The sequence below is a fragment of the Microcystis sp. LSC13-02 genome, assembly GCA_002282935.1.
GTDB lineage: Bacteria > Cyanobacteriota > Cyanobacteriia > Cyanobacteriales > Microcystaceae > Microcystis.
This window is the reverse complement of sequence record MTBT01000088.1, coordinates 1-8192: the sequence shown is the minus strand read 5'-3', so window position 1 is coordinate 8192 and position 8192 is coordinate 1. Positions and strand designations below refer to the sequence as shown.

Annotated in this window: 8 protein-coding genes and 1 pseudogene; 8 read left to right on the top strand and 1 reads right to left on the bottom strand. The window is 43.5% G+C overall.

The window, feature by feature from the left end; genetic code table 11:
• Positions 1-189, bottom strand: a pseudogene (locus BGL89_RS05250) (hypothetical protein); the annotation flags it as partial.
• 499 nt (positions 190-688) lie between these two features.
• Between BGL89_RS05250 and hoxE the strand changes: the two are divergent.
• The 8 genes from hoxE to BGL89_RS05210 all read left to right on the top strand — a co-directional run bounded on the left by hoxE (position 689) and on the right by BGL89_RS05210 (position 8070).
• Positions 689-1198 carry a bidirectional hydrogenase complex protein HoxE gene (gene hoxE, locus BGL89_RS05245; RefSeq protein WP_286824782.1) on the top strand — a complete coding sequence of 170 codons (510 nt, stop codon included), beginning with the start codon at positions 689-691 and terminating at the stop codon, positions 1196-1198.
• Positions 1199-1226: 28 nt separating this feature from the next.
• The gene (locus BGL89_RS05240; RefSeq protein WP_286824781.1) at positions 1227-2834 is read left to right on the top strand and encodes a NuoF family protein; all 1608 of its coding nucleotides are present in this window, start codon (positions 1227-1229) and stop codon (positions 2832-2834) included.
• Between the two features lie 95 nt (positions 2835-2929).
• Positions 2930-3415, top strand: coding sequence for a Tic20 family protein (locus BGL89_RS05235; protein WP_286824780.1), 486 nt, complete (start codon positions 2930-2932; stop codon positions 3413-3415).
• Positions 3416-3488: 73 nt separating this feature from the next.
• Positions 3489-4862, top strand: coding sequence for a gluconeogenesis factor YvcK family protein (locus tag BGL89_RS05230; protein ID WP_286824779.1), 1374 nt, complete (start codon positions 3489-3491; stop codon positions 4860-4862).
• 173 nt (positions 4863-5035) lie between these two features.
• On the top strand, positions 5036-5344 hold the full coding sequence (gene psb34 / locus BGL89_RS05225) for a photosystem II assembly protein Psb34 (RefSeq protein ID WP_286824778.1): 309 nt from the start codon (positions 5036-5038) through the stop codon (positions 5342-5344).
• A 252-nt stretch (positions 5345-5596) separates the two neighbouring features.
• Entirely contained in the window at positions 5597-5806 is a 210-nt protein-coding gene (locus BGL89_RS05220; RefSeq protein WP_286824777.1) for a DUF3134 family protein, read from the top strand.
• Between the two features lie 22 nt (positions 5807-5828).
• On the top strand, positions 5829-6989 hold the full coding sequence (locus BGL89_RS05215) for an N-acetyltransferase DgcN family protein (protein ID WP_353743912.1): 1161 nt from the start codon (positions 5829-5831) through the stop codon (positions 6987-6989).
• A gap of 4 nt (positions 6990-6993) precedes the next feature.
• A complete protein-coding gene (locus BGL89_RS05210) occupies positions 6994-8070 on the top strand; it encodes an alanine/ornithine racemase family PLP-dependent enzyme (protein WP_286824774.1) in 1077 nt (358 codons plus the stop codon).
• Positions 8071-8192: the final 122 nt, after the last annotated feature.

The following is an 8192-nucleotide window of genomic DNA, read 5'->3' as shown; positions in this document are numbered from 1 at the left end:
GTCAGCGAAACGTTTTTTTGTCTTTGCTGAAGCGGTAATCCGTTTGAGTTCTTTTTCTAGGGATTCGGGAAGTTTTGTCCAATCAATTAATCGGTGAACTTCGGCAAAAAAGAAGCATAAAAACGCTTCAAAATATTCGGTTAAAGCTTCTTTCCAGGGTTCATCATAATTGGCGGTTGTTTGGTTCATTTTGATGGAGGATATAGCTTTATTCTTCAATAAGTATCATCTTCTTATCTTATCGAGTACGATTGCCTTTCTTATCGTTGGCATTAAAGTAGAGTAATGCAGCATTGCCTTAATATCTTAGTCCAGATTCTTGAACAACAGGTTAAATTCATCTTCCACAGGTTAGGGAAGTGGCTTAACAAAAATTAACTTGCTCAGGGTTGACAAACTTTCCTTGAGCCACTTCATCAATTAAGTAGTCGTGCAGAATTAATTGCTATTTTTGACAGAGGCACTCTGGCAAGGGGCAGCCTTTTACCCCATCTCCCCATCTCCTAACCCCTGACTGGTCGCTGATAACAGAAAAATCCCCTATCCCCCAATAACTAAAGGAAAGATAAAGTTATCGATCGCCCTCCGGAGCCAGTGTCAGAATAAAAGCAGGGAGATGAGCAAGGAAAACCGACAACTCTCCATCTTTTTCCCGTCATCGCCCCTAAAATTTATTTGGTTCAGATTTATGCAAACTGCCAATCCTCGTCAAACGGAGAAAAAAGAGCATCCCAGTGGCGATAAACGCTTCAAAGTCCTCGACATCACCATGAAGCGAGCAGGATATAATCAATCAGCCCTGATTGAAGTCCTGCACAAAGCGCAAGAAGCCTTTGGATTCCTAGAAGAAGATGTTCTCCTCTACGTTGCCCGGGCGCTAAAACTGCCCCTCAGTCGCGTCTATGGGGTAGCAACCTTCTATCATCTCTTTTCCCTGAAACCGGCGGGAAAACACACCTGTATCGTCTGTATGGGGACCGCTTGTTATGTCAAAGGCAGCGGCAAAATCCTCGAAGACATCGAAAACAGCTTTGATATCAAAGTGGGAGAAACCACTGCCGATGGAGAAATTTCCCTAGGGTCGGCCCGTTGTATCGGGGCCTGTGGGATTGCGCCGGCCGTGGTCTTCGATGGAGTCGTGGCCCCTAAACAAGATTCAGAAACTGTCTTGGCGAAACTACAGAGTTTCTCCCAGTAATTTTTCACTCTAGTGGATTGAGAAGAATATGGACTTACAAGAATTATTGGCAGTGGCCGAGAAAGAAAAAACTAGACAAAAAAGCATCCGGGTGCATTGTTGCACTTCCACCGGTTGCCAAGCCGCTAACTCCCTCCAAATCAAAAAAAATCTCGCCACTGCCGTCAAAGAGGCAGACCTAGAGGATACAGTGGAAGTGGTCGGGGTCGGTTGTATGGGCTTTTGTGGTCGCGGTCCGTTGGTGGAAGTGGATCCCCAGGATCTCTTATACGAAGAAGTCACCCCGGAAAGTGCGGCCAGCATTGTGGAGGCCTTAAACGGCGGCAAAACCGAGGTGCAATTAGGGGACTCCAAACATCCCTTTTTCTCCCATCAAGTCAAAATTGTCCGGGAAAATAGCGGTAAAATCGATCCCGATCGCATTGAGGAATATATCGCCGTCGGTGGCTATCAATCTCTCTACAAGGCCCTCTACGAGATGACTCCGGCCCAGGTGGTGGAGGAAATCACCAAAAGCGGTTTGCGTGGCCGGGGCGGTGCGGGTTATCCCACTGGTTTAAAATGGGCGACGGTGGCTAAACAACCGGGTAAACAAAAATACGTTATCTGTAATGCGGATGAAGGCGACCCCGGGGCGTTTATGGACCGTAGTGTTTTGGAAAGTGACCCCCATTTAGTCCTGGAAGGAATGGCGATCGCTGCCTATGCCGTGGGGGCGGATCATGGTTATATCTATGTTAGAGCCGAATATCCTCTGGCGATTGATCGTCTGCAAAAAGCGATTAATCAGGCCAAAAAATTTGGTTTAATGGGTTCCCAAGTATTCGAGTCCACTTTCGATTTTAAGGTGGATATCCGCATCGGGGCGGGAGCTTTTGTCTGTGGAGAGGAAACCGCTCTCATCCATTCCATTGAAGGCGGCCGCGGCACTCCCCGCACCCGTCCCCCCTATCCGGCCCAATCGGGCCTCGATGGTTGTCCCACCCTGATTAATAACGTGGAGTCCTACGCTAATATCGCCCCTATTATCCGCTCTGGGGCCGCTTGGTACGCCAATATCGGTACTGCCACCAGTAAAGGGACAAAAATCTTCGCTTTAACCGGAAAAATCGGCAATAATGGGCTGATTGAAGTGCCAATGGGCATTACTCTCCGGGAAATTGTCGAGGAGATGGGGGGTGGTGTTCCCGATGGTCAGGTGAAAGCGGTGCAAACCGGCGGCCCCTCTGGGGGTTGTATTCCCGCTAATTTACTCGATACTCCCGTGGATTACGAATCCTTAGCCAAACTCGGTTCGATGATGGGATCTGGGGGGATGGTGGTCATGGATGATAGTACCAGTATGGTGGAAGTGGCGAAATTCTATATGGAATTCTGTCGCGAGGAGTCCTGTGGTAAATGTATCCCCTGTCGCACGGGAACAGTACAAATGTTTGAATTATTGGCCAAAATTATCGCTCGAAAAGCCGATATTCACGACCTCGAAAACTTAGAACATCTCTGTCAAATGGTCAAGGAAACCAGTCTTTGCGGTCTTGGTCAAAGCGCTCCCAATCCGATTTTAAGTACCCTACACTATTTTAAGGAGGAATATCTGGCTCTGTTACAGGAAAGCAAGCACCCTGTCTCTGTTTAAGAATAACTCGATCGATTTTTCCGGCTGCGGCAAGTCAGGTCAGCAGCCGGGTTATCTTGGAGAAAGTTAGCAGTAGTCTCAGGAGACAATAGATTATGACTTGGCGCGGCTCAACCGATACAAAAGATCGCATTTTTGGGGCTTTAGTATATCTTTTACCCTTATATTCGGCCTTTGCCTTCGGTATCTTTATCTTTCAGCAAATTCCTTTTTTAGGAGCGGCCTTAGCAATAGTTTTAACTCCCTTAGCTTTTCTCTATAGTTCTCTGGGAAGCTTTGGCAGTTTAATTATCTTTTTCGTCCTCTTTTTCGCTGTGGTACGCAATCCCCGCATCAGTCATTTTATCCGGTTTAACACCATGCAGGCGATTTTAATCGATATTTTGGTGTATTTATTGGGATTGGCCTTAGGTTTCGTCGCTAGGGGTTTAGGGGCGAATTTGGTGGTAGAAACTCTTTTTAATGTCGTCTTTTTGGGAGCATTTGCCGCCTGTGTTTACAGCATTATACAGTCGGTTATCGGCAAATACGCCGATATTCCCACAATTTCCGAGGCGGCCTATTCTCAAGTGGGAGGTTAAGTCAGCTTGAGTTTGTCCCCTTTTTCGGCTACAGTCTCTCCAGAATCAATGCGTTCGCTGCCAGGCCACATCTATGAGTCCATTTAAACAGACCCTACGGGAACTCAACGCTCAGAAGGGGAAAATAGCCGCTTCCGTGGGCAGAAAAACGCCTAAACGGGTTAATCGTTGGTTTAAATGGCTTTCTCCCGGTCTTTTTGTCAAACGCTGGCTTTTAATCAGTTTAAGCGGCGTTTTTCTCACCTCCTTCGGTTTGGCTATTTGGGTAAAATTAACCCCGGTTAATCGCTTTTTAGAGTTTGTTTCCCAAGCATTAGAAACGATCGCCCGTTTGGTCCCCAATTCTGTTTCCGGGCCGCTGGCGGTTTTGTTGGGTGTCTTTTTGTTATTCTGGGGTCAGAGTCGCACCGTCGAAACGATTACAGAAGCACTACAACCGGACGCATCGGAGGAATTAGTTGATCGCCTACGCACCCATCGTCGTCTCCATCGCGGCCCGAAAATTGTGGTGATCGGTGGCGGTACGGGTTTATCGACGCTTTTACGGGGTTTAAAACAGTATAGTTCCAATATCACCGCTATTGTCACCGTAGCTGATGATGGCGGTTCTTCGGGCCGATTACGCCGGGAAATGGGCATTTTACCCCCAGGGGATATTCGCAATTGTATCGCCGCTTTGGCCGATGAGGAAAAGTTATTAACGGAATTGTTTCAATATCGCTTTCATGCTGGGGATGGTTTATCGGGCCACAGTTTTGGTAATTTATTTATCAGCGCTATGACCGAGATTACTGGCGATCTGGAACAGGCGATCGATGCTAGTGCCAAAGTTTTGGCCATTCGCGGCAAAGTGCTACCTGCTACCCTTACCGATGTTAGTCTCTGGGCTAAGTTAGCCGATGGGCGCATTATTGAGGGAGAATCGAAGATAACCGAAGCCATGGGGCAAATTCGTCAGATTGGCTGTCATCCTGCCGATCCGGTCGCTTTACCGGCTGCTTTAGCGGCAATCAAGGAGGCAGATTATATTATTATCGGGCCGGGTAGTCTTTATACCAGTATTATCCCTAATTTGTTGGTTCCCGCAATTCGTCAGGCCCTAGCACGGGTGACAGTCCCCCGCATCTATGTTTGTAATATTATGACCCAGCCGGGGGAAACGGATAATTATTCGGTAGCCGATCATCTGCGAGCGATCGAAGGAGTCTGCGAAGAACGCATTGTTGATGCGGTTTTAGCCCAAAAAACTGCACCATCGCCCCAATCCCTACAATTATACGCCCAAGAGCATAGTCATCCTGTGTTTTTAGATCGCGAGGAAGTGGGAAAAATGGGTTATCGCATTGTTTTAGCGAATGTAATGGCAGAAGATGAAGTTACTGCCAAAGTTCGTCACGATCCCCAACGTTTAGCCCGAGTTTTATGGCGTTGGTATGCTAAAAAGTGAATAGCGAGTTGACTAAATGTTTTGATCTAGCTTTGTCAAGTTATAAAATAGTATTTTTTGCTTTAATTTGCCGACATTAGCCAAATTTGCTGATTAAAGCCCTAGGAAAAAATTAGCCTAAAAACCATTTCGCCTTATTCTGTGTTATACTCAGATTTTCAAGAGAGATGACCATGCACTACTCTACTAAATCTAATCAAGAGACAGGTGCGACAGTCTATTCCCCAAGCGATGGAAGTGAATTAATTCCTGCTGAGGTTAAACTAGATATAAACGGGCAAAACTATCAATCACTTAATATACCTCTCCCAGAGGGCTATACAGTAGATGATGAAGGAATCATCAATAACTATGGTAGCGAACCCAAGATTTATCTATCAAAATACCCATCTTCAGAACAGCAAAAATGGTATATTTTGCAAGGATTAGGGGCGGTTTTGTTGGTTGCTTTGGTGTTATTAATCACCTTTTCGGTTAGCTAGATAAAAACCGTAGGATTGACATTTGAGTTGAGTCAGACAAGAAAACTTTAATTTACACCATAGAGTCTGCATCCCAAGTATCAAGAGCATATATTGGAACCGACTCTATCTATCTTTCCAAATAGTAAATCTGACAGCTGAACTTTTTTACTTTGCTAAACTTGACAATTTTTTTCAGTTTTTTGTGGGTTTCTTCGTGATCAACAATAGAACAACCAATAGAGATAACTTCTCACAGGAAATTAAACAGGTATGAAAATTAATCCTTCTATTAGTCAAGAACCTCGCTATCAGGCAATTCCTGTTATGCAGATAACTTCCAAAGAAACCCTTCTCCATTGGTTAGAACGCACAGGAAGATTAAAATTACGTCAATCTGATGCTCATCCCGATTCGCAAATTTTAGAAGAACTAGACGATATTATCGATCCAGATAATTATGCTATAGAAGAAGAGGAATAAATAGTCTTACTGGGAGTTAGGAGTGAAATTTCAATTATCTAATATTCAGGAGATTAAGAAAGTGGTATCAACGAAAAAAACGGCTTTAATTTACTGTGAAAATCAATTTGGACGTGTGGACGGAAAAACGGCAGCTGGCTTGATCCGACAATCAGAAATATATACAATTGTTGGTGTGCTGGATAGTTCCTTAGCAGGAAAAGATGCGGGAGAAGCATTAGGAGACAAAAAAAATCATATTCCCATTTTTGCTAATTTACAAACAGCCTTAGAAAAACTTAGAGATGTTCCCAATTGTTATATCTACGGCAAAGCACCCTTAGAAGCGTTTATTCCCCCCCTAGAAAGGCTGCTAATTTTAGAAGCAATGGCAGAAGGAATGGATATTATTAATGGTTTGCATCAATTCTTCTCCGAGGATTTAGAATTTAGGGAGCAAGCTAGTCAGTATGGTGTGCAAATTACAGACATTCGTAAACCACCACAATTAGCTGATCTTCATGTATTTACTGGGAAAATTTCCCAAGTAAATATACCCGTTATTGCCTTTTTAGGAACCGATTGTGCTTGCGGAAAAATGACCACTGCGGTAGCAGTTAATCAAACTCTCCAAGGCTTGGGTATTAAGTCTGTCTTAGTCGCTACTGGACAAACTAGCTTGATGCAGGGAGCAAGATATGGGGTTTCGATCGATGCTTTGGTTTCTCAATTTGTCATCGGTGAAATTGAAAATGCTGTGGTTCAAGCTTTTGAGCAAGAAAAACCCGATATTATTTTAGTGGAAGGACAAAGTTCTCTGAGTCATCCTGCTTTTATGAGTTCCGTGGGAATTTTGAAAGGAAGTATGCCCGATGGGGTTATTTTACAACATCCCCCAGCCCGAAAATTTCGCTGTGATTTTCCTCATTTAGCCATGGCAAAATTACAGGAAGAAATTTCACTAATTGAGGCAATTTCTCCCACTAAAGTTATCGCTATTGCGATTAATCACGAAAATCTCACTGCAGCAGCCACTGAGCGTATTATTGCCAAATATGAGCGAGATTTTCAGTTACCGACTACTGATGTTTTGTTACACGGATGTGAGAAATTAGTCCAAGCTTTATGCGATCGCTTTCCGAAATTAAACCGGAAAATCAAAGGGGAAATTTTAGCTGCAATTCCCGCAATTGGGAGCAAATAGGCTGATGAAAGACATTTTACCGAGAATCGAGATTTCTCTCCCGAAAATACGCCATAATGCTCGTTTACTCTGCCAATTCTACGGCAGCAAGGGACTTTCTGTGATGGGAGTTTCCAAAGCGATTTTGGGTGATCCCTCGATCGCCTTGGCGATGATTCAAGGTGGAGTCAACTTTATCGCTGACTCTCGAATCGAAAATATTCTCAAAATGAAACAAGCAGGAATAGTGACAACTTTTGTTCTGTTGCGTACTGCCTTGAGTCAAGCAGAATCAGTGGTTAACATTGCAGATATCAGCTTAAATACAGAATTAGCAACAATTCAGGAACTTTCCTATTATGCTCAAGAAAAGCAAAAAATACACCGAATTATTATCATGACGGAGTTAGGGGATTTACGCGAAGGTGTACTGCCGAAAGATCTCGTCAAGTTCATCAAAAAAACCCTCGCTTTTCCCTTTATCAAAATTATTGGACTGGGTTGTAATTTGGCTTGTTATGGAGGTATTAAACCTGATAGACATAATATGAGCAAATTATCTGTGTTAACAGATACAATTGAGCAGGAATTTTTAATAAAATTACCGATTATTTCAGGAGGCAATTCTGCTAACTATCAATGGTATCAAAAAAGTAGCGAAGTTGGTCGGATTAATAATCTGCGTTTAGGAGAATCAATTTTATTAGGTTGTGAAACAGTTAATCGACAACTGATACCAGGCTTATATACCGATGCTTTTCGGTTAATTGCTGAAGTAATCGAATCCAAAGATAAACCATCTCTACCCTCTGGAGAAATTGGTCGAGACGCTTTTGGTAATGTTCCAGGCTTTATCGACCAAGGCATTCACCGTCGAGTTATTATTGCATTAGGAAGACAGGATATTCTTATCTCTGGATTACAAACAAGTCAGGATATAAAAATATTAGGTTCTAGTAGCGATCATCTAGTTCTTGATAGTCATAACAAGAGGTTAAAAGTAGGAAGCGAAGTCAGTTTTAATCTTGATTACGGAGGACTTTTAACCGCCATGACTTCTCCTTTTATTACTAAAAGTTATGCTCTCAATGCAGTAGCATAACTGTCTTGATCGATTAATAAATATCCACAGATATATTTAGGGTCTGCTGAAAAAGTTTTTCCTGGGGGTAGGAGTCAGGAGTCAGGAGTCAGGAGTCAGGAGTTTCAGGCTTTGTTGCCCTT